The sequence below is a fragment of the Streptomyces sp. NPDC057137 genome (assembly GCF_042670825.1).
In the GTDB taxonomy this organism is placed as follows: domain Bacteria; phylum Actinomycetota; class Actinomycetes; order Streptomycetales; family Streptomycetaceae; genus Streptomyces.
Genome location: NZ_JBHUUW010000027.1, coordinates 1 through 21,591 on the forward strand (window position 1 = coordinate 1; position 21,591 = coordinate 21,591).

The window sequence follows — 21,591 nt, forward strand, 5'->3', positions numbered from 1 at the left end:
GACCCGCTCGTCGAGCGGGTCGTCGAGGCCGGCCGTCTCGGCGAGGAATTCGAGGTAGCACCAGGCGCCCTCGAACTGGCGGGCGCCCCGCTCGATGCCCTCGGTGTCGGCGGGGCGCAGCAGCGCCGCGGAGTCCGCCGGGCCGCAGTAGCCGAGTTCGTTGGGCGGGAAGGCGTACCGCGCGAAGAGGACCGCGCCGCGCTCGCTCATTCGGCCTCGTTCATTCAGCAGATCCTCGGGAGTTGTTCGCCGACGGGGAGAGCGACCACCCGCGAGCCGCCGAGCCCGGTTCTGGCCACCACCATGCCGGGGTGGTCGGGTACGCAGGTGCCGATCCGGCGGGCCCCGCGTCCCAGCGGATGCGCCTGGAGGGCCGCGAGGACCTCGTCGGAGCGGTCCGCGGGAACGATCGCGATCAGCTTGCCCTCGTTCGCCACCTGGAGCGGATCGAGGCCGAGCAGGCTGCACGCGTCGCGCACGGTGTGCGGTACGGGCAGGTCCCGCTCGATCAGTTCGACGCCGACCCCCGAGGCAGTGGCGATCTCGTTCAGCGAGGCGGCGACGCCGCCGCGTGTGGGGTCGCGCAGTACGTGGATGTCGGCGCCGGTGACGAGCATCGCGCCGACCAGTCCGTGCAGGGGCGCGGTGTCGCTCTCGACCGTCGTACCGAAGTCCAGGCCGTCCCGGCAGCTCATCACGGCCACGCCGTGCACCCCGATGTCGCCGCTGATCAGCACGGCGTCGCCGGGCGCGGCGCGGCGCGGGCCGATGTCGACGCCTTCGGGGATCACCCCGATCCCCGAGGTGTTGACGTAGACACCGTCGCCGCTGCCGCTGTCGACAACCTTGGTGTCGCCGGTGACCAGCCGGACCCCGGCCGCCCGCGCCGCCGCGCCCATGTCCTGGGCGATCCGGCCGAGGTCGCTGAGCGCGGTGCCCTCCTGGAGGATGAACGCGGACGACATGAACAGCGGCGTCGCGCCGGACATCGCCAGGTCGTTGACCGTGCCGTTGACGGCGAGGTCTCCGATGGAGCCGCCGGGGAAGAACATCGGCCTGACGACGAACGAGTCGGTGGAGAAGGCCAGTCGGATGCCGTCGCCGACGGCGAGCACGGCGGAGTCGCCCAGCTCGGGCGCGGCGGCGGAGCCGTACGCGGGGAGGAACAGGTGCTCGACCAGCTCGGCCGACATCGCCCCGCCGCCGCCGTGGCCCATGACGATCGTCGGGGTCGCGCGGAGGGGAACGGGACAGGTCCAGCCCTCGAAGTCGAGGTCGTTGCCGACGGGGACGGGCGCCGGGGCGGGTACGTGGTCGGTCGTCCCGGTCCCGCTCTGGGCCCGGGTCTCGGTCTGGGTCTCGGTCTCAGTCACTTCGCATCGACCAGTTCCAGTCGGCGGTAGGTGAAGTACGCGGCGCACGCGCCTTCGGAGGACACCATCGTGGCGCCCAGCGGATTCCTCGGGGTGCACTCCTTGCCGAAGGCGGCGCACTCGTGCGGCTTGATCAGCCCTTGGAGTACGTCGCCGGAGCGGCACAGCGCCGACTCGGCGGTGCGGATGTCGGTCACGTCGAATCTGCGCTCGGCGTCGAACTCCGCGTATTTCTCGGACAGTCGCCAGCCGCTGTTCGGGATCATGCCGATGCCGCGCCATGTCCGGTCGGTGACCTCGAAGACGTCGCGCAGCATCTCCATGGCGGGGAGGTTGCCCTCGTCGCGTACGGCGCGGGGGTAGGCGTTCTCCATCTCGTGGCGCCCCTGTTCGAGCTGGAGGACCGTGCGGCGCACGCCTTCGAGGATGTCGAGCGGTTCGAATCCCGTGACGACGATGGGGACTTGGTACTTCTCCGCCAGCGGCGGGTACTCGGAGGTCCCCATGACGCTGCACACGTGTCCGGCGGCGAGGAACGCCTGCACCCGGCAGGTGGGGGACTCCATGATGGCGGCGATCGCGGGCGGTACGAGCACGTGCGAGACGAGCAGGGAGAAGTTCCGTACACCGAGCCGCCGGGCCTGATGGACCGTCATGGCGTTGGCGGGGGCCGTCGTCTCGAAGCCGATGCCGAAGAAGACGACTTCCTTGTCGGGGTTGTCACGGGCGATCTTCAGCGCGTCGAGCGGGGAGTACACGACACGTACGTCGCCGCCCGCGCTCTTCACCGAGAACAGGTCCTGGCTGCTGCCGGGCACCCGCAGCATGTCGCCGAAGGAGCAGAAGATGACGCCGGGGCGGGCGGCGATCGCCAGCGCCCGGTCGATGATCTCCAGCGGAGTCACGCAGACCGGGCAGCCCGGCCCGTGGATCATCTCCACCCCGTCGGGCAGCAGTTGGTCGATGCCGTGCCGGATGATCGAGTGGGTCTGGCCGCCGCAGACCTCCATCATCGCCCAGGGGCGGGTGGTGACCGCGTGGATCTGGTCGACCAGCCGCTTGGCGAGATCGGGGTCGCTGAACTCGTCGAGGTACTTCACTGTCCGGTGCCTTCCACTGATTCCCGCTGCCTGGAAGCGAGTTCGAAGCCGTCACCGAACTCCTCTTCCAGGAGCCCGAGTTGCTCGAAATTCGCCAACGTGCGCAGGGCCGACGCCTCGTCGAGCCGCTGGATGGCGAAGCCGACGTGGACGACGACGTATTCGCCGATCTCCGCGTCGGGGATGTACTGGAGGCAGACCTCCTTACGTACGCCGCCGAAGTCGACCTGGGCCATCACGGTGCCGTCGACCTCGGCCGTACTGAGCACCCGCCCGGGGACTGCCAGACACATGGTGCCTCTTCCTTCTCTCTGGATGGTGTGACCTGACGTGGTGTCGACCGGGTCCGCTCAAGTCAGCCGGACGCCGCGACCAGCAGTTGGCCGAAGGCGATGCCGCCGTCGTTGGGCGGCAGCAGACGGGGGCGTAGGACGGTGAAATCCTTTGCTCTCAGGGCCCGTTGGGTCGATTCGAGCAGGACGGCGTTCTGGAACACCCCACCGCCGAGAGCCACCACGCCGAGCCCGGTCCGGTGCCGGCACAGCTCCGCGAGGTCGACGGTGAGGGCCGCGACGGCCGCGTGGAAGCGCGCGGCGATCAGCTCCGGCGGAACGCCCGTACGTACGTCGGAGACCACCGCCCGGATCACCGGGCCGGGGTCGGCGACGACCGGCTCGCCGGCTTCGGGCCCCGTCGGCAGCCCGAAGGCGTAGGCGCTCCCGGCAGGCTCCTCAGATGCCGATCTGGCAAGCCCCTCCAGCGCGATCGCCGCCTCCGCCTCGTACGCCACCTCGTGCCGTACGCCCGCCAGTGAGGCCACCGCGTCGAACAGCCGGCCCATGCTCGATGTCGGCACACAGCCGAAGTCCGTCGCCAACTGGTGTGCCAGCACGTCCCGTTCATCGGCGGGGCAGGCGGCCACGGCGGGCAGCTTCTCGTCCCAGGGGATCCCGGCGGCGCGCAGATGCGCGAGCGCCATCCGGTAAGGCCGCAGCACGCTCGCGTCACCGCCCGCGAGCGGCACGTACGCCAAGTGGGCCGCCCTGCGGTACGACTTGTAGTCGGCGATCAGCGTCTCGCCGCCCCACACCGCGCCGTCGGGGCCGTGGCCGGTGCCGTCGTACGCGAAGCCGATGACGCTCTCACCGGGTCCGAGACCGTGCTCGCCCATCACGGACGCGATGTGCGCGTGGTGGTGCTGCACGGTACGTACGGCCCGGCCCTTGGCGTGCGCGCGGGCCCAGTCGCCGGAGCGGTAGCCGGGGTGGGCGTCGGCCACGAGTTGTTCGGGTTCGACGCCGGTCAGCAGCCCGAGATGGGCCGCCGTGCGGGTCAGCGCGTCGACCGTGGAGAGGTCGTCCATGTCGCCGATGTGCTGGCTGACCCAGGCGTAGCCGCCCTCGCCGAGCGCGCATGTGTTCTTCAGGTCGGCGCCGGCGGCGAGCAGCGGCGGGATGTCGAAGGGCAGCGCGAGGGGCAGCGGCGCGTAACCGCGCGACCTGCGTACGGGCAGTTCGGCGCCCGCGACGAACCGGCTGACCGAGTCGTCGCACGGCACCTGGATGGGGCGGTCGTGCCGGAGCCAGGCGTCGGCCAGCGGGGCGAGTTCGGTCAGCGCCTTCGCGTCGTCGGTGACGATGGGCTCGCCGGACCGGTTGCCGGAGGTCATGACCAGCGCGTCGGGGCCGGGGGTGTCGTCGCCGATGCCGAGGAGAAGGACGTGCAGCGGGGTGTAAGGGAGCAGCACGCCGAGGTCCGGGTTACCGGGCGCCACGGCGGCGGCGACGCCGGCGCCCGCCGTCGGGGTACGGCGCGGCAGCAGGACGATCGGCTTTCTGCCGCCGCTGAGGAGCGCCCGCTCGTCCTCCGCCGTCGTCACCAGTTCCTCGGCGACGCCGAGGTCCGCGACCATGACGGCGAAGGGCTTGCCGCCGCGCTGCTTACGGCGCCGCAGTTCGGTGACGGCCGCTTCGTCGCGCGCGTCGCAGGCGAGGTGGTAACCGCCCAGTCCCTTGACCGCGACGATCTTGCCCTCGGCGAGCAACCGCCGTGCGGCGCGCAGTGCTTGGTCGCCGTCACCGATCACCTCGCCGTTCTCGCCGATGAGTTCGAGACGTGGGCCGCAGGCGTGGCAGGCGATCGGCTGGGCGTGGAAGCGGCGGTCGCGCGGGTCGCCGTACTCCGTACGGCACTCGGCGCACATCTCGAACGCCGCCATGGTCGTCGCCGCGCGGTCGTAGGGCATGCCGGTGACGATCGTGAAGCGTGGGCCGCAGTGGGTGCAGGTGATGAAGGGGTGGCGGTAGCGCCGGTCGGCCGGATCGCCGAGTTCGGCCAGGCAGTCCCGGCAGGTCGCGGTGTCGGGCGAGACCAGGGTGCGTACCCGGTCGGCCGTGCTGGAGTCCGCGATGACGAACTCCGCTCCCCCGGTGGGTGGTTGGTCGGTGACGGTCACGGACTCGACGACCGCCAGCGGGGGCGGGTCGGCCTGCAGCCGGCGGCCGAATTCCGCGACCGCGTCGGCGTCGCCCTCCACCTCGGCCACGACGCCGGAGCCGGTGTTGGCCACCGAGCCGGTGAGCGCGAGTTCGGCGGCGGTGACGTAGACGAACGGGCGGAAGCCCACACCCTGGACGACCCCGCGCACCTCGAACCGGCGCCGTACACGCGGCTGTCGGTCCTCTACGGCTCGGGGCTCGCCGGCATCCGGCTGATGGGCGTCCGTCGCATGGACGTCCGGCTCACGAGCATCCGGCTCACGGACGCCCGGCTCGCGGGCGCCGCTGCCCATCATCTCCAGGCCCGACAGCGCTTCCGCCGCCTTCTCCGCGTCGATGATCTCCATCGCGAAGCCCATGTGCAGCAGAACCCAGTCGCCGGCGGCCGGGGGCGCGTCGAGCATGCCGACGTTGATACGGCGCCGGGCGCCCTCCACATCCACGAGGGCGAGCTGGTCCGCGTACCCCTCGACGATCTCCACCACTCGCCCAGGGATACCGAGACACATGATCAGGACCTCCGGGTCCGGGCGGATGCGGATGCGGGCGCGGGTTCGGGCGTGGACGCGGGTCCGGCCGCAGACAGCCGCCGGACCAACGCGCGCACCTCCGCCACCGCTTCGGGTACGGCGGCGGCGACGGCCTCACTGAGGCCGATGCCCTCCTCGACGTCGGCGGGGGTGCACCCCACAACGTGGGTGAGCGGAAGCGTACCGCCCAGTTGGCCCAGATTTGCCAGGACAGATACCGGATTCATGCCGTGTGCGTCGAATTCACCCGCTCCGAGGTCGTCCGGGCCGACCTCCAGAACGGTCAGCTCGCCGGGTGCGCCGCCACCCGGGTACGCGTCGACCAGCACCAGTGCGTCGTACCCGTCGAGCAGGTCGTACGCGAGGTGCATGCCCCGGATGCCGTAGTCGACCACCCGGACGCCGCTGGGGAGCGGCGCCCCGGGGTCGGCGGCGAGCCGGCGTACGACCTCCGGGCCGAAACCGTCGTCGCCGAGGAAGAGATTGCCGATGCCGGCAACGAGCACGCCTCTGATCACGTCGCGTCAGTTTCCGCCGGACTGGAGGTTCGGCGCGTCCGGGTCGGTGGGCTTCTGCGGTTTCACGGAGGTGTCCGACTTCTTGTCGGAACGGCCGGCGGGCCGGTCGGCGGGACCGCCGGAGGGCTGGTCCGACCCGGTGTCGCGCGACCCCTTCGGGCCGCGCTCCTCCTGCGGTTCTTCGTCGTGGTGTCCAGGTGCGGTGTCAGTCATCGGATGCCCTTCTCACTCGTGCCACGCGCTCACATCGCGCGCATGCGGACGTATCTGCGGATGTCGGGGATCGAGCGGACGCCGACGGCGACGGCGACGACCGCCATGGCGGCGGCCGCACCCGCGGTGACCATTCCGAGGATTCTCACGAGGGGTTCTCCTTCCGGTGTTCCGGTGAATCGGGGGTGCCGGGGATGTCAGGCAGGGGTTCCAGCTCGTCGGGGGCGAAGTAGAAGTAGCGGCCGTACCAGTCGTGCATGTCGGCCGCCGGGTCGTCGACCAGGACGAGGGCGACGTGTACGCCGCCGTCGACGTCCGAGAGCACGGCGGTCACCCGTGCCACCTGGCCCGCGAAGAAGAGGTCCTGCGCGTCGGCACGGCGGGACGGGTGTACGCGGACGAGGCTGCCCTTGGCGACGGCGACCCCGTTGATCATGACGGCGTCGGAGCCGGGCGACACGGCGGCGTCGGCCGCCGGGTCCCACCAGGGCGCGCCGCCGGTGTCGAAGGCGGCCGGCTCGGCGTCCCGCAGATCGGTACGACGCGAGTCGCGCGAATCCACATGTGTGTCGCGCGGGTCGGCGTACGGATCGACGGGCGGGGCGGCATTCGGGGCGGCGTTCGGATCGACGGGCGTATCGCCGTACGCATCGGCGTACGGGTCGCTCAGCAGTCCGTGGAGCTGTTGGAGGTCGGCCGGTGACATGGCGTCGCAGCGGTCGATGATCTCGCGGGCGCGCGGATCGGTCGCCCGCGCCTCCGCCTTCTCCTCGTCCGTCATGGTCATCACCCGGAGCGTCAGGATCTCGTCGATCTCGGTGGAGTCGAAGAGGGCCCCGGCACTCTGCTCGGCCACCTCCGGGTGGTCGTACAGGATGATCGGCGCGCCGAGCACGGTGTCCGTGCTGCCCTTCGCGCCTGCCAGCACGGGCCAGCAACGGCGCTGCCGGCAGCGGCCGGCGGCGGCCGCCGCCTCGGCGGGCGGCTCCAGCAGGGAGACGAACCGCACGCCCTCCGCCTGCAGCAGCAGGTGCGAGCCGATCAGTGAGGCGCGGATCGCCGCGTCCTTGTCGGCGGCCGTCGCCGCGTGCTCGTTGTCGACCGAGACCGTCAGCCGGACGAACCCCTCGTCGAGGGCGGTCTCCGTACGGACCCGGGCGGTCAGTTCCGCACGACGGCGGACGATACGGCCCACGGTGACGCCCTGTGCGTCGGTGACCGGCTCGATGTCCTCGCCGCCCGCAACGGTGAGCGGCCGGTCCGTCGGCCGGATCAACGGGACGCCGCCGAGAGCGATTTCCCGCTCCACCGCCTCGTCCCAGCTGAGCACCGACACACCGTCCACGATCAGTTCGCCGACGGGGGTGTGGCTGCCGTCCTCCTCCAGCCGCTGCACTTCGCGCACTTGGAGCTGGAGGAAGCGCAGAACCACGGTGACCTGCGCTCTCGTGCCCTCAGGTGTCTCCCCGGGCGGGGTCAGCAGGCATTGCATCGCCATGCCCGGGGCCTCGGCGAAGCTCCCGGGTGACGCGTCGGGCGGGCCGAGGACGCCGAACTGCCAGCGCGAACGGTTCTTGTGGGAGCTGGCTCGGTACGGGTACAGCAAGTAGCCCTCGTACAGGACCGCGTCGGCGATCGTACGGACGTGGTCGAGCCCCACCGGGGGAACGACCGGACTGACGGGCGTCGCGGGGCTCATGTGACCACCTCACCGATCTCGTCGGCGGCGGCGCGCGCCCGCGCGTCCGCCAGCACCGTGGTCACCGTCTCGTCCCAGCTGATCAGTCCGCGCCGCTCCCGGAAGTCGGCGAAGCGGGCCAGTACGTCGTGATCCAGCCTGATCCAGCCGGAGTTGGGGTAGTGCGCCGCGATCATCTGCCGCCACACGGCGACCGGCAGCTGATAGCGCGCTTCGCAGTCCCAGGGCACCTGTCGTACGCCGAAGCCCGAACCGGCGCCGCTGCCACCGCCCTTGGTGAAGACGGTGCCCGAGAAGAGCAGGCTGATCGGCACGGTCCCGTCGCCGAGCGCGTGCAGATAGCGGGAGCCGACGACGTCGAAGTCGTAGGTGCAGGGCAGCGCGAGGTCGACCTCGGTGGAGCCGGTGAAGCCCTGCACGGTCGTGTGGCACTGCATCCACTGGAACGGCCTCAGTGTGTCCGACCACCGCTCGCGCTCCCCGAACAGGCCCCGCAGGGACTCCTGTTCGGCCGGTCCGTAGTGGCGGCGCTGCGGCTCGATACGGACCTGGCAGCGCAGCACGATCGCGTGGATCCGCTCGTCCGTGCCGTCCTCGATCCGCAGCCGCGCGGTGAGTTGGGGCGTGGCGCTGTACGGCTCGGCGACGATGTCCCGTACGGAGAACTCCAGCCCGGGGGCTGTGGGACCGCTCATGAGCCATCGCCCCCGGCTCCGAACTGCGCTGACGCGCCGTCAGCAGACCTGGCGGGCACGGGAGCCGCAGACTTGCTACGGGCCTGGACGTGCGAGAAGAAGGCGTCCATCGCGTCGTGCGCTTCCCGGCCCCCGTCGAAGCCACGCCACAGTGTGCGCAGTCGCCCGACCAGTTCGTAGCACGCGTCGATCGGGACCAGATGGCAGGACGCGGCGATCTCGCGCCCGCCGCCACCTCCGCCCGCGTCGGTGCGGCGTACGAGCAGTGCCTCGACGTCCGGCCGCAGCACGGCCAGTTCGGGGTTGGCCTCGACGATGGTCGACCACGCGTCGAGGGGCAGCTCGGACTCGGTGGCCCCGGCCGGGCCGGGGTAGAAGGCGATGGTGCGGTCCTGCAGGGAGTTGCGGAACAGGAACGCCAGACCCACCGGAATCTGCAGCTCGTCCCAGGTGCGCGCGTCCAACGGAAGCCCGTCGAAGCGCAGATACCGGTCGGGGACCGCGCGGTAGCGCAGTTGCGCGCCGTCGTCCGTGAACAGGAGATAGCAGGCCCGGCAGCCGCACATCAGGCTGCGGCTCTCCAGATTCACCACATGCTGGTGCTCCTCGCCGATCGGCGCGGCGCACATCTCGCAGCGCTCACCGACGACCGGCCCGGGCCGATTCCGGCTGACCCGCAGCAGCGCGGCGACGGGGGACGCGACACGCCCCTGGGGCACGGTGCGGCGGCCCGTGGGCGCGCTCATGTCGCGGCCACGGGCGTGGCCGGTACGGCGACCGAGACCGACGCCCCGTCCGCGAGCAGCGGCAACGGGTCCAGATGCGCCCCGTCGGCCTCCGCGTCGAGACAGGCACCGGCCCGCCGTACGTCGTAGTGCGCGCGGCAGGCGGAGCAGCGCAGCACCCCGTCGCCCGAACCGCCGCCGAGCCGGCGGGCCAGTGTGGCGCCCTCCATCGGGCGCTCGCACCGGGCACACCGGTCGCGGAAGGCGAACAGGTCGGTGCCGATCCGGCAAGCCACCACCGGCAGGCCTCCGGCGGTGAAGCGCTCCACGCCGCCGGACTCCAGAGCGAGCAGGGCGGGGACCAACTCCCACGTCGCGCCCGCGTCTCCGCCGCCGTTGCCGGGTTCCGCGTCGTGCAGCCGGGAGAAGAGGGCGTCCACGGGCACCAGCGGTCCAGCGGCCTCGGCCGCCGCACCCTCCGCGGCTTCGACCTCGATCGTGGTGATCTCCGGCGCCGCCGCCTCGACCGCGCCCTGGACGGCGAGTTCGAGGGTGGCGGAGGAGGACGGGCAGCCGTCACAACTGCCCAACAGCCGCAGCCGTACGGCTCCTTCGTCCGTGATGCCCAGCAGCTCGACGTCACCGCCGTGCGAGCCGAGATACGGCCGTACGCTCTCCAGCGCGTTCTCGACACGCGTCGCCACGCTGTACGGGTGCAGTCCGTGCACCAGCAGCACGCTGGCCACCAGGTCGTCGTCGGCGAGGGCCGCCAGGATCTCGTCGTCCAGCCGCCCGTGCTCATGGACGAGGTCGAGGAGGCGTTCCAGGCCGGCGCCGTAGAAGTCGGTGACGAGCCGCACCAGTTCCTCGCTGCGCTCGCGTGCCACGACGCCGCCGGCCGCGCTGGCGGCGATCAGGGTGTCGATACGCTCCCCGGTCGCCCGCCACGCCTCGGACGACTCGGGCGCCTGGGACGACGCCTCGGTCACTTCAGTCACGTCACTCACTGCCCGCGGACTGCGTGGGCGAGTGCAGCAGCTCCAGCTTCTTGCCCTCACCGAGATACATGTGCACGCCGCAGGGCAGACAGGGGTCGAAGCTGCGGACCGTACGCATGATGTCGATGCCCTTGAAGTTCTCCCGGTCGTTCTCCTCGAAGATCGGCTGGCCCTGCACCGCGTCCTCGTAGGGCCCCGGCGTCCCGTAGGTGTCACGCGGGCTCGCGTTCCACGGGGTCGGCGGGTACGGGTGGTAGTTGGCGATCTTGCCGTCCTTGATCACCATGTGGTGCGAGAGCACACCGCGTACGGCCTCGGTGAAGCCGCAGCCGACGGCCTCCTCCGGGACCTCGAACTTCTCCCACGTCTTGGTGCGGCCGGCCCGGATCTCCACGAGCGCCTTCTCGGCGAAGTGCAGTGCGCAGGCCGCCGCGTACGCCTGGAAGTAGGTCCGCGCCCGGTTGCGCTCGATGGTGTTGCTCCAGCGCGGGACGTGCCACTCCAGCTCGACCGGGCCCTTGAGCGCGGTCTTGGGGAGGTTGATCTTCACGCTGTTGCCGGTGGCCTGGATGTAGCCGATGTCGACGAGACCGGCCAGCGCGGTGACCCACAGCCGGGCGAGCGGGCCGCCGCCGGTGTCGAGCGCGAGGTAGTCCTTGCCGTCGAACCAGCGCGGCGACATCACCCAGCTGTACTTGTCGCCGAGGTCGCGCTTCTGCGGCTGCGGGTTGGTGTGCTGGTTCCACGGGTGCCGCTTGTCGACCGGGTTGCCGAGCGGGTCGTGGGTCACGAACATCTCCTGCTCGTCCCAGTCGTTGTAGTACGACGAGCCGAGCAGGATGCGGATGCCGAGGTTGATCTTCACCAGGTCGGTGGTGACGAGCTTGCCGTCCACGACGACGCCGGGGGTCACGTACATCTTCCGACCCCAGTCGGTCATGTCCTTGTACTCGAAGTTGCAGTGCTCCGGGTCCTGGAAGGAGCCCCAGCAGCCGAGCAGGATCCGGCGGTTGCCGACCTGCTCGTAGCCGGGCAGCGCCTCGTAGAAGAAGTCGAAGAGGTCGTCGTGCATGGGCACGACCTTCTTCATGAACTCCACGTAGCGCTGGAGCCGGGTGATGTAGTCCGTCATGAGCTGGATGGTCGCCACCGTGCCCACCCCGCCGGGGTAGAGCGTGGAGGGGTGCACATGGCGGCCCTCCATGAGGCAGAACATCTCGCGGGTCATCCGGCTGACCTGAAGCGCCTCGCGGTAGAACTCGCCCGTGAAGGGGTTCAGCGACCGCATGATGTCGCCGATGGTCTTGTACCCGTGGTCCTCCGCGTGGGGCGACGCGGTGCGGTTGGCCTGTTCGAGTACGCCGGGATTGGTCTCGGCGACCATTTTCTCGCAGTAGTCGACCCCGACCAGATTCTCCTGGAAGATATTGTGGTCGAACATGTACTCGGCGGCCTCGCCGAGATTCACGATCCACTCACCCAGATGCGGCGGCTTCACTCCGTACGCCATGTTCTGCGCGTAACAGGAACAGGTGGCGTGGTTGTCACCGCAGATGCCGCAGATCCGGCTGGTGATGAAGTGGGCGTCGCGTGGGTCCTTGCCCTTCATGAAGACCGAATAGCCGCGGAAGATCGAGCTGGTGCTGTGGCACTCGGCGACGACCTTCTGCTTGAAGTCGATCTTCGTGTAGATACCCAGACTCCCGACGATTCGGGTGATGGGATCCCACGCCATCTCCACCAGTTCGTCTTTACCCTGGCTCGTCGCCGTCATGAGTCCGCCTCTTCTTTCCGTTTCGCGATGTCGTGGAGCGGTGAATTTCCAGGTGCTGCCGGGTGGTTGCCAGCCGAGAGCCCCATCGGCCGCCGGATCGGTGGCCGATGGGGCATTCGCCGGATTACCAGTTTCGGGTGGCGCCGGTGGTGAGTTCCTTGCCGCGCTTACGCCACTTCGGCTCGCGGTCGAGGGTGTGGGTGGTGATGTGGCGCAGGCGCCGCATCGTTGCCCCGTACAGGCCGACGGCATTCGTGGAGAGCTTCCCGCCCGGGGGCTCGTCCATGAACGGCATGAATTTGTCGGGGAATCCGGGCATGGTGCAGCCGATACAGATACCGCCGACGTTGGGGCAGCCGCCGATGCCGTTCATCCAGCCGCGCTTGGGCACGTTGCACTTCACGGTCGGACCCCAGCAGCCCAGCTTCACGATGCACTTGGGCGAGCCGTACTCCGTGGCGAAGTCGCCCTGCTCGTAGTAGCCGGCCCGGTCGCAGCCCTCGTGCACGGTCTGGCCGAACAGCCAGGTCGGACGCAGTTCGTCGTCGAGGGGGATCATCGGGGCCTGATCGGTGGCCATGTAGAGCAGATAGGTGAGCGTCTCGGAGAGGTTGTCCGGCTGGATGGGGCAGCCGGGGACGCACACGATGGGGATCCCGGCCTTGGACTTCCAGTCCCAGCCCAGGTAGTCCGGCACACCCATGGCGCCGGTGGGGTTGCCCGCCATGGCGTGGATGCCGCCGTACGTGGCGCAGGTGCCGACCGCGACGACCGCCGTGGCCTTGGGCGTCAGCCGGTCGAGCCACTCGCTGGTGGTCATGGGCTGGCCGGTCGCCGGATCGTTGCCGAAGCCCGACCAGTAACCCTCGTCGTGCAGCTTCTCGTTGGGAATCGAGCCTTCGACGACCAGGACGAAAGGCTCCAGTTCCCCGCGGTCCGCCTTGAAGAACCATTCCAGGAAGTCGTCGGCACCGCCGTTGGGGCCGCACTCGAAATCGATCAGCGGCCAGTGCACGGCGATCTGCGGAAGGCCGGGCAGCGCGCCGAGCGCGATTTCCTCGATGCTGGGCTGGGTCGCGGCGGTCAGTGCGACCGAATCCCCGTCACAGCTCAGTCCGGCATTGATCCACAGCACGTGAATCAGCGTGTCCTCGGCTTTTTTGGCCGCTTCTGTCGGCATAGCACCGCTGCCTTCCGGGATTGGTCCACCCGATACCCACGAATCTCATGGGTGTGGCGTCGCTCACATTGCTACCATCTAGGATCGGCCTGAGCGTTCTGTCAACACGAGTTTCGTCCGGGCGGCCCTACCTGTTTCGCCCGGCCGGGGCTGGGCCAATTGGGTGACTTGGGAAAGGCCGGCCAGTCGATGCATGAATTGTCGATCACGCAGAGCATTGTCGACGCGGTATGCGAGCGCGCCGCGGGAAGGCCGGTACATACCGTCAGTGTCCGGGTGGGAATGCTGACCGCGGTGGTGCCCGACTCCATGCGCTTCTGCTTCGATCTGACCACCGCCGGCACGGTCGCGGCAGGCGCGACGCTCGAAATCGAGCAACCTCCGGGAACCGCGCGCTGCCGGGCGTGTTCGGAGGACTTCACCCTGGCGGATCTTGTATTGCTGTGTCCGTGCGGGAGCGCCGATGTGGAGATCACGTCGGGCCAGGAACTACAGATCATCTCCATGAGAGTGGGCTGACCTATGTGCGGTACGTGCGGTTGCTCGGACGGAAGCGAGGGGGGCGGCGGGACGCGAGTCGCCGTACCCCACACACACCCGCACGACGGCGATCACGGCCATGGACATGGCCACGATCACGGCCACGACGAACACCACGGTCACGCCCGGCCGACCGCGATCCGCGGGGCGGCGGACGGCGGCGAGACCATCACCCTCGAACAGCGGGTCCTCGCCAAGAACGAGGACCTGGCCACCCGTAACCGCGCCTGGCTCGCCGAACAGGGCATCGTGGCGGTGAACCTGATGAGTTCGCCCGGCGCCGGCAAGACCACTCTCCTCGAACGCACCATCAGGGACTTCGTCGGCCACCGCCCGGTCGCGGTCATCGAGGGCGACCAGGAGACGATGCTCGACGCCGAGCGGATCAAGCGCGCCGGCAGCACCGTCGTCCAGGTCAACACCGGCGCGGGATGTCACCTCGACGCGGAGATGATGCGGGACGCGCTCACGACCCTGACGCCGGAGTCCGGATCACTCGTCCTGGTCGAGAACGTCGGCAATCTGGTCTGCCCCGCCCTCTTCGACCTCGGCGAGCGCAGCCGGGTCGTGATCATCTCGGTCACCGAGGGCACGGACAAGCCGCTCAAGTACCCCTATATGTTCGCCGCCGCGGACCTGGTGATCATCAACAAGATCGACCTCCTGCCGTACGTCGACTTCGACATGGCCCGCTGCGAGGAGTACGCCCGCTCCGTCAACCCGGGCCTGCGGCTGCTCGCCGTGTCGGCGACCACCGGTGCGGGGATGCGGGCCTGGTACGACTGGATCGCCGAGCAGTACTGAGCCGCGCCCGACGAGCGCTATCCGGCCCTGACCGCGACCTCCGTCAACGACAGGGGATTGGTGGGGGAAGCCAGTTGGACGCGTACGTAGCGGCCCTTCGCCCCGGCGAGTTCGACGCTCGTCGGGCGCCCCGCCTGATCCTCGCGGTGGACGGCGGTCACACCCGGCGCGGTGCGTGCCTCCTCCAGTGAGTCCGAGGTGAACGGGGTGTCGGAGACCAGCACCCAGTAGTCCGCCAGGCGTTCCGCGCAGCAGTCGGTGCGGTTCCAGATCTCGACGGTGTCGATGGTGTGGGACCGCTCCAGATCGACCTGCCACCACGCCTCGCGGGACGGTTCGGCGGTGTGGGTCGTGGTGTTGTCGCGCAGATAGTCCCCCGCGGTGTTCCCGTCCACCGCGCGGCCCGCGACCCCGTCCCACGCCGTGCTCGACTGGGTCGCCGTCCTGCCGCGCGCCACATTGGGCAGTACGACCTCGACGTGGCTGGTGAGTTCGAGTACGTGTCGTCCGCCGCCGGTCACGACGGCTTCGAGTGCGGCGCGGCCGGTCCCGGTCGCCGCCGGCACGGACACGGGGGCCGTGACGGTGTGGGTACGGCCCGCCTCCAGGCCGTTGAACTTCGCTCCCCCGCCCGTGGTCCACCCCGCGGGCGCCCGCAGCGCGAGGGTGCCGCGCGCCGCGGTCCGGCCGAGGTTCGTCACCTGGACCGGGACGTCCGTCACCGTGCCGACCGTGAGCTGGTCCGGCGGCTGGGCCCAGGAGACGACGCTTCCGGTGGGGGCGACGAGCAGCGCGTCGAGGCGTAGCCCGAGGTCCTCGCCCGCGTGGTCCGGCCGCGCGAGGGTGAGGGTTACGGGGGTGACCTGGCCGGGTCGTACGGTGAAGGGGCCGACGGCCTCGCGGGTCAGGTCCTCGCCCTTCACCAGCCGGGCCCGCGAGCCGACTTGGAGGCGGTAGAGCGCGTCCGGGCGGGCCTCTCCCCGTGCCGCCAGCGACACTTGCCCGGCGCGGTCGGCGGTGACGTACGCGGTGTGGCGCACGGTGGTCCGCCGGGTGCTGGGGTAGCTGCCGTCGTCGGCGTAGCTGTAGCCGTGCTCGATGTCCGCCGCGCCGAGGGCGACGGCCCCGTCGCGGCCGAGGGAGACAGTGCTCGGCGGGATGATCCGCAGCTCTCCGCCGAGTTCGACCTTGATGACGGGGAGCACCTGGTCGCGTGGTGTCTCCGGTAGCGTGACGACGAGGTCGTTCCCGTCCCGGCGCCAGTCGAGCCGTTGCGCCGCCCCGTCCTCGCGGACCTCTCGTACCGAGGTGGCCAGGCCGGGCAGGCGCAGTTCGCCCGACTCCGGCCAGTCGGTCACGTGCAGGAACAGGTCGCGTTCGTTGACCGTCACCTCGCCCCAGGGCTGTCCGCCGAAGCGGGTGGCGGACGCGTCGAGCACGGCGCCGGGGTGGCGGGCGAGCCAGTCGCCCATGCCGCGCAGGACGTCGGCCTCGAACTCGACCACCGAACCGTCGCCGCGTGGGCCGATGTTGAGCAGGTAGTTGCCGCCACGGGCCCGTACGCCGGTGAGTCCGACGACGAGGTCCCGGATCTTGCCGGGCAGGTCGTCGCGGACCTGCCAGCTGCGATAGCCCCAGGTGTCGTGGTAGATCGACGCGGGGGTCTGCCAGGCGCCGTCGAGTGCCACGGAGGGAATCTCGTTGTCGCCGAGGGTGCGGAAGTCACCCTTGTTGTTCCACACCCTGCTGTTGACCGCCGCTTTCGGCTGGAGTTCGCGGACGATGCCGGCGAACTCCTCGCTCTGCGCGTCGGTGGGCGACGACATGTCGAACCACACCTCGGCGATGTCGCCGTAGTTGGTCATCAGCTCGCGGATCTGCGCCTTGATCACGGGTTCCATCGAGGCGGGAATCGGATTGTTGTTGCCGCCGTCGAAGTCATGGCCCTGATGCCAGTCCACCAGGGAGAAGTAGAAGCCGAACTTCAGTCCCTGGCTTCGGCATTCGTCGGCGAGCGCCTTCAGGGGGTCTTTGCCGTAAGGGGTCGCGTCCGTCACGTCGTAGTCGGTGGTGGCGGTGTCGAACATGGAGAAGCCGTCGTGGTGCTTGCTGGTGATGACGACGTAGCGCATGCCCGCGCGCTTCGCGAGCGAGCAGATCTCGGCGGGGTCGAAACGGTCGGGCCGGAAGCGGGCCGCGACGTCCAGATACTCCTCCTCGGAGATGTCGGCCCACATCTGGATCTGCTCGCTGTACCCGGAGGTGACCGGTTCGCCCTTCCAGACACCGCCCAGCTCGGAGAAGAGACCCCAGTGGATGAACATCCCGAACTGGAGCCGCTGCCAGGCCGCGAGGTCTTCGTCGGCGCTGAGGTCGATCGCGCCGGGTATGCCGCGGACGGACGCTCCGTCTGGCCGGTCCGCCGAGGTGGCGACCGCCGCGGGAGGGCCCATCGCCACCGCCCCGGCGGCGAGCAGCAACGCGAGCACGACGCCGATCACCTTGCGCATTCCGACACTCCTCCGCGAGCGATCCCATGGATACATCCGACCCTGAAGGACCAATTAGGTACTTTGCGCCCAGTTTTGACCATCGATCGGACCAACACATCGGATGTTAGAGGCGAGTTGGGCGCGCGTCACCCCCTACGGCGCGGCAGGTTCACCACTCCGATCGAATTCGAAAATAAAACGACCCACCCGCACGAAAAGGAAAGGCGGTATTCGAATCGAGTTTCGAACTCAGTGGCGAGAGATGCCCATTGGCACACCTGAGAGAATCTGACTTTGCATGAGGGGCTATTCATGACAGCCGCGGAGTGACACACGGTACGGTCGTTTCAGCTCCCGGTAAGGAGCCCGCCCCGGGGAATGGGTACCAGCCAGAACCCAGGGTGCGAAGCGATCAAAAGCGGAGAACTGATGCTTGACCAATTTCGCCGAGGTTGGATAGATCCGCCCTCCGGGCAATCGCACGATATCAGCGCGCCCAGCATTTCCGCAGCGATTCCCGGTCGGCCGGCGGATCAGCACAGCCTCCTCGGCCTCGCCGCCTTTGTTCAGCTGCACCGGCCCGACTATCTCCGCTACGCACGGGCGAGACTGGTCGACGAGACCGCGAGCCGGGCCGCCGTCGAGGCGGCCATCACCGCCGTCGGCGGCCGGTGGAGCGACTTTCTGCGGAACGCCCGTCCCACGGCGGACGCGTGGCGGCAGTTGCGCGCGCAGATCCAGGCCGCGAGCCCCTGTACCGGAGTAGCCGGCGAAGCTGGAGGAGCCGGAGGGCAGGATCCGGCCGTCGGGCGGCTGTACGACACGCTCCCCCAGGACCTCGCGGACATCGCCCTGTTGAGGTGGCGGCTGTTCATGACCGCCGCGGCCATCGCCGATCTGATGGGCATCGAACCGCCGGCGGTGGCCGCGTCCCTGCTGACCGTCCAGCGACAACTCTCCGCCACGACACTCCAACAACTGAGGCAACACACTTCCCGTCCGTGACGCAGGACCAACTCCGGGGCGCGAACGGCCACATGCCGAGCGCCACGTTCGCGCCACCCTTCGCCATCATCACCCCGACAAGTGGTGGTGCGCCTTGGGCTGCCCTCCTAGGATGGGTTCGTATTCCCTGGCGAGATCGGGGCTCGAACCGGGAGGAGTCTGTCCCTTGGCGGACAACAGGCGTGTCGATTTATCCGTTCCCAGTGCGGCGCGAATGTACGACTGGCTGCTGGGCGGCCATTACAACTACGAGGTCGACCAGAAGGCGTCCGAGCAGCTTCTGAAGGTCGCGCCGACCACGAAGGAACTCGCCCGGAACAACCGCTGGTTCCTGGAACGCGTGGTGCGCGTCATGGCCGAGGAGCACGGAATTCGGCAGTTCGTCGATTTCGGCTCCGGTCTGCCGACGCAGAACAACGTTCATCAGATCGCTCAGGCCGTTGATCCCCGGTCACATGTCGTCTATGTCGACGACGACCCCGTTGTTCTCGCGCACGGTCAGGCGATCTTCGACGAGAACGACCAGAGCGTCGTCATCGCGTCGGACATGCTGGAGACCGACTACATCCTGGGGCACGCCGACTTCAAGCGACTCATCGACCTCGACCAGCCGGTCGGTGTCCTCTTCAACTCCGTTCTGCACTGCATTCCCGACACCGCCGGACCGGGCGACCTTGTCACGCGTGTCGTGGACCGCCTGCGGCCCGGCAGCTTCGTGGTGATCTGCCAACTGGTCAGCGACGACGCCGAACTGCGGCGGCAGGTGACGGAGATGATGCTGGAGCAGACCCACGGCCGCTGGGGCCGGGTCCGCGAACGGGCGGAGGTGGACCGGTACTTCGACGGTCTGCTGGTTCAGCCGCCCGGTCTGGTCGACGTCACGGACTGGCGTCCGAACTCCGAGCTGCAGCAACGGCAGCGCAGCATCGAGTGGACGGAGTACGGCGGTCTGGCCGAAGTGCCGGCGGATGTGGCACCGACCCGGCAGGGCACGGGCACGGTTCCTAGTCCTCGTACTGCTTGACGGCGTCCTGCAGTATGGCCCGGCTGTCCCGCCATGACGCGGCCGCCTCATGGCTGAGGCGCAGCATCAGCTCCACCCGCCGTTCCACCTCGTCCGGCTTGACGTAGTACGTCGCGTCGTCGTCCCCCTCGACATACACCATGGCGGGTGGACCGAGGGGGCCGAAGCGCAGGTGCGCCATGGAACCGTGGTTGGACACGACGCTGCTGTTCAGCGGTACGAACTGGATGCTGACACCGGGCCGGTCGCTGTAGTCCAGGAGCTTGCGCAGCTGCTCGGCCATGGTCTGCCGGGTGCCGACCTGGCGGAGCAGTACGGACTGGTCGAGGAGGAATTTCCCCTTGGGTGGGTCGGGCTGCTCGAAGAACCGCCGCTGCCGCTCCGCCCGCAACTCGACACGCTGTTCGACCTGGTCGCCCTCGGAGACGCGGAGGCCGTCGCTGATGATCTGCCGGGCGTACGCGGCGGTCTGGAGGAGACCGGGTGCGATGCGGGCTTCGTAGGTGCAGAAGTACACGGCATCGGACTCCAGCGCGATCAGCCGCTGCATCCACGAGGCCGCGTAGTCCGAGTAGCGGTCGAACCACTCAGGTTCCAGCGCGCGTTGGGCGAGGCGCCTCAGCTGGGCGCGCTCGGTCGCGTTCGCCCCGTACTTGTCGGCGAGGACTTCGACGTCCCGCAGATCCGGCGGGCTCAGCGCCCGTTCGAGCCGACTCACCTTGGAAACAGAGGCGTTGATCAATTTCGCCGAGTGGGTGGCGGTGAGTTTACGCGCCTCACGCATTCTGCGCAGTTCCGCGCCGAGCACGATGCCGGCCGCTGTCGGATTGAGACTCGGTCGACGAACGGGGCCGAAAAGCGGGACCGGGTTATCAGGTTGATGGGACACGCGTGCTCCGTTCATGAATAAGCGTGGCTCATCATGGCACGGCGAAGCGCGCGTGTCCCACCGAACTGGTATTCAAACCAGCCCAGTTGAACTACAGGGCGTTGAACTACAGGGTGTCGAACTCGCCTTTCCTCGCACCGTCCAGGAAGGCTTCCATCTCAAGCGCCTCAAAGATCAGCGCCGGCCCGTCGGGATCGGTCGAGTTGCGCATCGCCACCTTACCGCCCGGCAGGGACGCGAGTTCGACGCACTGACCGTTGGCCGAACTCTTCTCGCTCTTGATCCAGTCCGCCGTGATGGAACCCGCGGAGACACCGTTGCGATAGCCGTCCATACGCTTCTCCCTGGCTGTGTGTTCGAAAAATCCGACTTCTCGTCGACCCCCTGTCGACTTCCCGTCCTCTCGGCGGTGAAGCCGCAGACAGGGGGCCTGTGCAATCCCGTCATGCAATTGCACGGGCAGGAACACGGCGATGGTAGACCGGGACACTCGAACGGAGCTGTCCCCCTGAAGGGTGATCGCGGCGTAGCGCCGAGCGCGGCATCAGCCTGGAGAAGAATGTTCGATTAGCCTCGCCGAGTCTGCCGCCCGTAACCGACCGCCGATCATTCAGGAGCAGCCATGACCACGGAGCAGGAAGCCCGCGACGCCATCCATCACGCGTTCGGCGAGAGCGCGCACGCCGAGGTGACCGCCTTCCCGGCGGGCAATCTCTCGATCACCCTCACCAAGGGCGAACACGCGGCGACGATCGACGGGCACCCGGAGAGCGGCTGGGGATGGACCGTCGACCCCGCCGAGGACGAGGGGTTCAGCGGGCACGAGAACACCGCCGACACGCTCGACGAGGCGCTCGCCGACGTACGGGCCGCCCTCATCTGACCCTTCTCGCGAGGAACACACCCCCTCGGCCCGCACCAGGTACGTTGTGACGGTGAATGTCCAGGCACGGCAGCCGCGCGCCCGTCGCGCGAGCCCCGCGCCGATGAACTCACGGGTGCGGCGGGCGGCTTGGGGAGTCCGGCAGCGTGCCGCGGGGGTGCTGTCGGCGCTGCTTCTCGGCGTCGTCACGCTGGTGTCTCCCGCTCCGGCGTCCGCGCTCGGCGCCATGGGCACGAGCGCCGGCGCCGCGGCGGCCACCCCCGTACAGCGGACGCTCCCCCAGCAGGCCGACCGGCCGACGCGCTCCGAGCGCTCCCGCGATGTCCGGGGGCAGTCACCCCGCGCCGCGAGCACCTCGGCGGGCCTGGGCCTGTGGGCACCCGGCGAGCGCACGCAGCAGCACTCGCCGCAGCCCGACAGCGGCGCCCTGCCGGTCCCCGCGGCACTTCCCGTCCCCCGCGCCGTCGTGGAGTGCGGCGCGCCTGCCGGTGTCGCCGCGCCGACGGCCGATCCCTCGGGCCTGCCGGACGTCCGCGGGCCTCCCTCCGGGAGCAGTCATCCGCACTGTCCCGTTTCCGCGCCGGTGCACCGCCCTCGGTAGAGGTGGGCGGGCCTGAGAGCCAGGCCCGATTCCCCCCGTGGGGCGGCGCG

23 protein-coding genes are annotated in these 21,591 nt (G+C 69.5%); 6 read left to right on the forward strand and 17 right to left on the reverse strand.

From position 1 onward, the window contains the following. The 14 genes from ACFT9I_RS21555 to ACFT9I_RS21620 all read right to left on the reverse strand — a co-directional run. Positions 1-210: DUF6390 family protein (locus ACFT9I_RS21555; protein ID WP_382566465.1), on the reverse strand; the 210-nt coding region annotated here is incomplete at its 3' end. Between the two features lie 14 nt (positions 211-224). Then, the gene (gene hypE, locus ACFT9I_RS21560) at positions 225-1,217 is read right to left on the reverse strand and encodes a hydrogenase expression/formation protein HypE (protein WP_382566595.1); all 993 of its coding nucleotides are present in this window, start codon (positions 1,215-1,217) and stop codon (positions 225-227) included. A 152-nt stretch (positions 1,218-1,369) separates the two neighbouring features. After that, positions 1,370-2,473 (reverse strand): hydrogenase formation protein HypD, encoded by a 1,104-nt coding sequence (hypD, locus tag ACFT9I_RS21565; RefSeq protein ID WP_382566466.1) that lies wholly within the window; start codon positions 2,471-2,473, stop codon positions 1,370-1,372. Beyond that, a complete protein-coding gene (locus tag ACFT9I_RS21570; RefSeq protein ID WP_382566468.1) occupies positions 2,470-2,766 on the reverse strand; it encodes a HypC/HybG/HupF family hydrogenase formation chaperone in 297 nt (98 codons plus the stop codon). The genes hypD and ACFT9I_RS21570 overlap by 4 nt, the downstream gene beginning before the upstream one ends. A 62-nt stretch (positions 2,767-2,828) precedes the next feature. Continuing rightward, the gene (hypF, locus tag ACFT9I_RS21575) at positions 2,829-5,480 is read right to left on the reverse strand and encodes a carbamoyltransferase HypF (RefSeq protein ID WP_382566470.1); all 2,652 of its coding nucleotides are present in this window, start codon (positions 5,478-5,480) and stop codon (positions 2,829-2,831) included. A gap of 2 nt (positions 5,481-5,482) precedes the next feature. Then, a complete protein-coding gene (locus ACFT9I_RS21580) occupies positions 5,483-6,019 on the reverse strand; it encodes a hydrogenase maturation protease (protein WP_382566472.1) in 537 nt (178 codons plus the stop codon). 6 nt (positions 6,020-6,025) lie between these two features. Beyond that, positions 6,026-6,232: a hypothetical protein gene (locus tag ACFT9I_RS21585; RefSeq protein ID WP_382566474.1), complete on the reverse strand. Its 207-nt coding sequence runs from the start codon at positions 6,230-6,232 to the stop codon at positions 6,026-6,028. A gap of 29 nt (positions 6,233-6,261) precedes the next feature. Then, positions 6,262-6,381, reverse strand: coding sequence for a DUF6893 family small protein (locus ACFT9I_RS21590; RefSeq protein WP_381963171.1), 120 nt, complete (start codon positions 6,379-6,381; stop codon positions 6,262-6,264). Further along, the gene (locus ACFT9I_RS21595) at positions 6,378-7,931 is read right to left on the reverse strand and encodes a hypothetical protein (RefSeq protein ID WP_382566476.1); all 1,554 of its coding nucleotides are present in this window, start codon (positions 7,929-7,931) and stop codon (positions 6,378-6,380) included. The genes ACFT9I_RS21590 and ACFT9I_RS21595 overlap by 4 nt, the downstream gene beginning before the upstream one ends. Beyond that, positions 7,928-8,626, reverse strand: a complete 699-nt coding sequence (locus ACFT9I_RS21600; RefSeq protein ID WP_382566478.1) for a DUF6084 family protein — start codon at positions 8,624-8,626, stop codon at positions 7,928-7,930. The genes ACFT9I_RS21595 and ACFT9I_RS21600 overlap by 4 nt, the downstream gene beginning before the upstream one ends. Then, positions 8,623-9,372: a DUF5947 family protein gene (locus ACFT9I_RS21605; RefSeq protein ID WP_382566480.1), complete on the reverse strand. Its 750-nt coding sequence runs from the start codon at positions 9,370-9,372 to the stop codon at positions 8,623-8,625. Before ACFT9I_RS21605 ends, ACFT9I_RS21600 begins: the two co-directional genes overlap by 4 nt. Beyond that, a complete protein-coding gene (locus ACFT9I_RS21610) occupies positions 9,369-10,349 on the reverse strand; it encodes a NifU family protein (protein ID WP_382566481.1) in 981 nt (326 codons plus the stop codon). Before ACFT9I_RS21610 ends, ACFT9I_RS21605 begins: the two co-directional genes overlap by 4 nt. A gap of 1 nt (position 10,350) precedes the next feature. Further along, a complete protein-coding gene (locus tag ACFT9I_RS21615; protein WP_382566483.1) occupies positions 10,351-12,123 on the reverse strand; it encodes a nickel-dependent hydrogenase large subunit in 1,773 nt (590 codons plus the stop codon). A gap of 124 nt (positions 12,124-12,247) precedes the next feature. Continuing rightward, on the reverse strand, positions 12,248-13,303 hold the full coding sequence (locus ACFT9I_RS21620) for a hydrogenase expression protein HypE (protein ID WP_069626194.1): 1,056 nt from the start codon (positions 13,301-13,303) through the stop codon (positions 12,248-12,250). A gap of 189 nt (positions 13,304-13,492) precedes the next feature. On the opposite strand from ACFT9I_RS21620, the gene ACFT9I_RS21625 reads away from it, so the two are divergent. After that, positions 13,493-13,822 (forward strand): hydrogenase maturation nickel metallochaperone HypA, encoded by a 330-nt coding sequence (locus ACFT9I_RS21625; protein WP_382566485.1) that lies wholly within the window; start codon positions 13,493-13,495, stop codon positions 13,820-13,822. Between the two features lie 3 nt (positions 13,823-13,825). Beyond that, positions 13,826-14,647 (forward strand): hydrogenase nickel incorporation protein HypB, encoded by an 822-nt coding sequence (hypB, locus tag ACFT9I_RS21630; RefSeq protein ID WP_382566487.1) that lies wholly within the window; start codon positions 13,826-13,828, stop codon positions 14,645-14,647. Positions 14,648-14,664: 17 nt separating this feature from the next. Here the strand turns inward: hypB and ACFT9I_RS21635 are convergent, their stop codons facing one another. Continuing rightward, entirely contained in the window at positions 14,665-17,157 is a 2,493-nt protein-coding gene (locus ACFT9I_RS21635) for an alpha-L-fucosidase (RefSeq protein ID WP_382566489.1), read from the reverse strand. A gap of 360 nt (positions 17,158-17,517) precedes the next feature. Here ACFT9I_RS21635 and ACFT9I_RS21640 point away from each other — a divergent pair, with 360 nt between their 5' ends. Then, positions 17,518-18,144, forward strand: a complete 627-nt coding sequence (locus ACFT9I_RS21640) for a hypothetical protein (protein WP_382566491.1) — start codon at positions 17,518-17,520, stop codon at positions 18,142-18,144. Between the two features lie 166 nt (positions 18,145-18,310). Further along, positions 18,311-19,168 (forward strand): SAM-dependent methyltransferase, encoded by an 858-nt coding sequence (locus tag ACFT9I_RS21645; RefSeq protein WP_382566493.1) that lies wholly within the window; start codon positions 18,311-18,313, stop codon positions 19,166-19,168. Here the strand turns inward: ACFT9I_RS21645 and ACFT9I_RS21650 are convergent. Continuing rightward, complete coding sequence (locus ACFT9I_RS21650; RefSeq protein ID WP_382566495.1) at positions 19,149-20,072, reverse strand: helix-turn-helix domain-containing protein; 924 nt, start codon at positions 20,070-20,072, stop codon at positions 19,149-19,151. The genes ACFT9I_RS21645 and ACFT9I_RS21650 overlap by 20 nt on opposite strands. 91 nt (positions 20,073-20,163) lie before the next feature. After that, the gene (locus ACFT9I_RS21655; RefSeq protein WP_382566497.1) at positions 20,164-20,391 is read right to left on the reverse strand and encodes a DUF397 domain-containing protein; all 228 of its coding nucleotides are present in this window, start codon (positions 20,389-20,391) and stop codon (positions 20,164-20,166) included. A 288-nt stretch (positions 20,392-20,679) separates the two neighbouring features. On the opposite strand from ACFT9I_RS21655, the gene ACFT9I_RS21660 reads away from it, so the two are divergent. Together ACFT9I_RS21660 and ACFT9I_RS21665 are read left to right on the forward strand one after the other, a co-directional pair. Beyond that, positions 20,680-20,940 (forward strand): hypothetical protein, encoded by a 261-nt coding sequence (locus ACFT9I_RS21660; protein ID WP_382566498.1) that lies wholly within the window; start codon positions 20,680-20,682, stop codon positions 20,938-20,940. Positions 20,941-20,992: 52 nt separating this feature from the next. Next, positions 20,993-21,541 carry a hypothetical protein gene (locus ACFT9I_RS21665; protein ID WP_382566499.1) on the forward strand — a complete coding sequence of 183 codons (549 nt, stop codon included), beginning with the start codon at positions 20,993-20,995 and terminating at the stop codon, positions 21,539-21,541. Positions 21,542-21,591 lie beyond the last annotated feature (50 nt).

Coding starts and splice junctions, on each gene's coding strand:
- hypB (WP_382566487.1), top strand. CDS start 13,826: ATGTGCGGTACGTGCGGTTGCTCGGACGGAAGCGAGGGGGGCGGCGGG.
- hypE (WP_382566595.1), bottom strand. CDS start 1,217: ATGGGCCACGGCGGCGGCGGGGCGATGTCGGCCGAGCTGGTCGAGCAC.
- ACFT9I_RS21625 (WP_382566485.1), top strand. CDS start 13,493: ATGCATGAATTGTCGATCACGCAGAGCATTGTCGACGCGGTATGCGAG.
- ACFT9I_RS21620 (WP_069626194.1), bottom strand. CDS start 13,303: ATGCCGACAGAAGCGGCCAAAAAAGCCGAGGACACGCTGATTCACGTG.
- ACFT9I_RS21640 (WP_382566491.1), top strand. CDS start 17,518: ATGGGTACCAGCCAGAACCCAGGGTGCGAAGCGATCAAAAGCGGAGAA.
- ACFT9I_RS21655 (WP_382566497.1), bottom strand. CDS start 20,391: ATGGACGGCTATCGCAACGGTGTCTCCGCGGGTTCCATCACGGCGGAC.
- ACFT9I_RS21660 (WP_382566498.1), top strand. CDS start 20,680: ATGACCACGGAGCAGGAAGCCCGCGACGCCATCCATCACGCGTTCGGC.
- ACFT9I_RS21585 (WP_382566474.1), bottom strand. CDS start 6,232: ATGACTGACACCGCACCTGGACACCACGACGAAGAACCGCAGGAGGAG.
- ACFT9I_RS21595 (WP_382566476.1), bottom strand. CDS start 7,931: ATGAGCCCCGCGACGCCCGTCAGTCCGGTCGTTCCCCCGGTGGGGCTC.
- ACFT9I_RS21650 (WP_382566495.1), bottom strand. CDS start 20,072: ATGAACGGAGCACGCGTGTCCCATCAACCTGATAACCCGGTCCCGCTT.
- ACFT9I_RS21615 (WP_382566483.1), bottom strand. CDS start 12,123: ATGACGGCGACGAGCCAGGGTAAAGACGAACTGGTGGAGATGGCGTGG.
- ACFT9I_RS21600 (WP_382566478.1), bottom strand. CDS start 8,626: ATGAGCGGTCCCACAGCCCCCGGGCTGGAGTTCTCCGTACGGGACATC.
- ACFT9I_RS21605 (WP_382566480.1), bottom strand. CDS start 9,372: ATGAGCGCGCCCACGGGCCGCCGCACCGTGCCCCAGGGGCGTGTCGCG.
- ACFT9I_RS21635 (WP_382566489.1), bottom strand. CDS start 17,157: ATGCGCAAGGTGATCGGCGTCGTGCTCGCGTTGCTGCTCGCCGCCGGG.
- hypF (WP_382566470.1), bottom strand. CDS start 5,480: ATGTGTCTCGGTATCCCTGGGCGAGTGGTGGAGATCGTCGAGGGGTAC.
- ACFT9I_RS21570 (WP_382566468.1), bottom strand. CDS start 2,766: ATGTGTCTGGCAGTCCCCGGGCGGGTGCTCAGTACGGCCGAGGTCGAC.